This is a genomic window from Streptomyces sp. BRA346, assembly GCF_052851135.1.
In genome coordinates, this window is sequence record NZ_JAIWIH010000131.1 from 1 (window position 1) to 2,909 (window position 2,909).

The following is a 2,909-nucleotide window of genomic DNA, read 5'->3' on the forward strand; positions in this document are numbered from 1 at the left end:
GACCACGACATCTACCGCCGACGGCTCCGCGAGCGGAACATCGTCCCGAAGATCGCACGTCGCGGGCAGGCCCACGGCTCGGGACTGGGCGGGGTCCGCTGGGTCGCCGAATCCGCCATCGCCCACCTCCACGGCCCTCGCCGCCTACGTATGCGCTGGGAGACCCGTGACGACATGCACGACGCGTTCCTCCGACTCTCCCAGTGCATGGCCCTCACCCGCAGACTCCCCGCTTTCTGAAAGCACTCCTCAGGCGTGTCTGCTAAATCGGGAGGTCGGTCAGCAGGCTGCCCAGCCCGGGCCCCACACGTCGTCGGTGGTGCGTGGTTCTGAGGCTCGCAGGTGGTTGCGCAGTTCGGTCAGCACCGGATGCTGGTGGTCGGTACGCGTGAGCAGCACGTGCGGGTAAACCGGCGTCCGCTCGCGCAGCGGGATACGTCCCAGGCCAAAGCTCTCTGGCCACAGGTACCGGTCCCCGCTGCCCACCAGGGTCGCCAGCGAACCCGATTCGGCCAAAGCGTCCATGAGGGCCTCGTCTCCGAAGTTGGGGCCGAGCGCGTCGATGCTCAGACCGAATGCCTCTGAGAGCGACCGGTAGAACTGCTCCCACTCCGTGCCGGCCCTGATGCCGGGGATCCAGATGCGGTGACCGGCCAGGTCTGCGGGCCGGACCCACTCCTTGCCCGCCAACGGATGACCGGGCCCGACCAGGAGCTCCAAAGGATCGTCCAGGAGGCGTTCGGCTCTGATCCCGGCCGGGACCTGTTCTGCGGGCAGGGCGCGGAAGGAGGCGTCGATGGTTCCTTCGAGCACGGCTCGGGCGGCCCCTGCGGCGTTCTCCTCGCCGAGAGTGACCGTGTCCAGGCTGGTCTCGGGGCGGGAGCGGTAGAAGCGGTAGACGGCCTGGGCCGGGGCGATGCGACGGTTGAGGACGTCCACGCGCAGGGGGCGGCTACCGGGGCGCACAGCCTGTTCTGCCTGTTCGAGCGCGGCCAGGACCTTCTTGGCGTGTGGCAGGAAGACCTGCCCGTCCAAGCTCAGCCGGGAGCCGCGAGAGGTGCGCACCAGCAGCACGACCTCGAGGTTCTTCTCCAGGCCCATGATCCGCTTGGAGACCGCCTGCTGACTGATCCTGAGCTCGTCGGCCGCGGCCTGGAACTGTCCGGCCTCAGCGACGGCCACGAAGGTGCGCAACGCGTCGATGTCCACACCGCCACCCTACGGACACAACTACCGGTTGTGGGTAGTTGCGTTAGGGGTTGTTTGATCGGGCCTTCGCCGGAGTGCTGGGATCAGCGCATGTCTACACGCACAGAGCAGGTCATGTACGTCCGCACGACCGAGTTCGCGCGCTATGCCGAGCGGATCGCGCAGGTCACCGACGCGACCTCCCGGCTGAACGTGCTGCCGTTCAGCGATACCGAGGGTCGTGCTGAACTACTGGCAGTTGTGTTCGGCGGTCCGCTGCCGGAGTCGGTGACGATCTACCCGCCCTTCTTCACCGAGTACGGCCTGGGCACGAAGTTCGGGAAGAACGTCTTCGTCAACCAAGGCTGCACCTTCATGGACAACGGCGGCATCAGCATCGGCGACAACGTCATGATCGCCCCAAAGGTCAACCTCATCACCGGCGGACACCCGCTGCCCTTGGCCGAGCGGCGCGAGTACGTCACCAGCGCCCCAATCGTGATCGAGGGCGACGTCTGGATCGGCGCGGCCGCTGTGGTCACGCAGGGTGTGACCATCGGCGCCGGTGCGGTCGTGGCCGCCGGTGCGGTCGTCACCGGTGACGTGCCAGCCCGCACCCTGGTCGCGGGTGTGCCCGCTCGGGTGGTCAAGAGCATCGACTGACCGACCTCACCGCGGCCGGTGACCCGCGGCGAGCACCACTCTTGCCCTCTCCGTCTTCGTTGTCCCGTCACGCCCGGCTGACCGACGAGCAGTGGGACCGCATCGTTGCCCTATTGCCCAGCAGCCAGGGTCACCGGGGCAGGCCCTGGGCCGACCATCGCCGCATCGTGGAGGCGATCGTCCACCGGTATCGCACCGGAATCCCCTGGCGAGACCTGCCCGCCAGGTTCGGCCCCTGGAAAACCGTGTGGGCGCGCCACCGCCGGTGGGCCGCCGACGGGACCTGGGACCGCGTGCTGGGAGTCCTGCTCGCCCTTGCCGACGATGCCGGGCAGGTCGACTGGCATGTCTCGGTCGACTCCACGATCAACCGGGCTCACCAGCACGCCACCAACACCCGCCAACCCGAGGGCTGCCGGGAGGCGGCCCATGGCCACGGCCCAGGGGCCCACAGGGAGCCGGCCGGGCACGCGGTCGGCCGCTCCCGCGGCGGGCTGACCACCAAGATCCAGCACGCCGTCGATGGCCAGGGACGTCCGCGCCGTGGTCGTGACACCAGGGCAGGCCCACCACGGCCAGACCCTGCCGCTGCTGCTGGGCGACCTGCGCGTGCCCAGGCCCGCGGCAGGGCGTCCCCGGACCAGGCCCGAGGTCCTCCTGGCGGACAGGGCCTACTCCTCCCACGCGATCCGGCAGGCGCTGCGATCACGCGGGATCAGGGCCGTCATCCCCGAGCGGTGCGACCAGCAGGCCCACCGACTTCGCCGCGGACCAGTGGGCGGGCGACCACCGAAGTTCGACCCCGTGGCCTACAAGAAGCGCAACGTCGTCGAGCGGTCCTTCGCCTTGCTCAAGCAGTGGCGCGGTCTGGCCACGAGGTTCGACAAGCTCGCGATCGTCTACCGGTCAGCCGCGATCCTCGCAGCAGTCCTGGTCTGGGCCCGGATTTAACGGACACGCCCTAGAAGATCACTGAAAATGTTGGGGGTTTTGGCCCCGGCCCGGCAGGGTTGGGGCCAGTCTTGTAGGCATGCAGGGTGAATGGGCCGGGGAGATGG

General features: G+C 68.9%; 3 protein-coding genes and 1 pseudogene. 3 read left to right on the plus strand and 1 reads right to left on the minus strand.

Translation table 11 applies throughout. The features are described 5' to 3' along the window. Positions 1-240 (plus strand): annotated as a pseudogene (locus tag LCH29_RS43695) (IS5/IS1182 family transposase); the annotation flags it as partial. 39 nt (positions 241-279) lie between these two features. Here LCH29_RS43695 and LCH29_RS43700 read toward each other — a convergent pair. Further along, on the minus strand, positions 280-1,209 hold the full coding sequence (locus LCH29_RS43700; RefSeq protein ID WP_446467242.1) for a LysR family transcriptional regulator: 930 nt from the start codon (positions 1,207-1,209) through the stop codon (positions 280-282). A gap of 114 nt (positions 1,210-1,323) precedes the next feature. On the opposite strand from LCH29_RS43700, the gene LCH29_RS43705 reads away from it, so the two are divergent. After that, positions 1,324-1,851 carry a DapH/DapD/GlmU-related protein gene (locus LCH29_RS43705; RefSeq protein WP_446467244.1) on the plus strand — a complete coding sequence of 176 codons (528 nt, stop codon included), beginning with the start codon at positions 1,324-1,326 and terminating at the stop codon, positions 1,849-1,851. 59 nt (positions 1,852-1,910) lie between these two features. Next, a protein-coding gene (locus tag LCH29_RS43710; RefSeq protein WP_446467243.1) for an IS5 family transposase occupies positions 1,911-2,802 on the plus strand; the annotation gives its coding sequence in 2 pieces (ribosomal slippage) (positions 1,911-2,392 and positions 2,391-2,802; 894 coding nt in all). Positions 2,803-2,909: the final 107 nt, after the last annotated feature.

Excerpts from the sequence above, each read along its gene's own strand:
- LCH29_RS43705 (WP_446467244.1), top strand. The coding sequence starts at position 1,324 with ATGTACGTCCGCACGACCGAGTTCGCGCGCTATGCCGAGCGGATCGCG.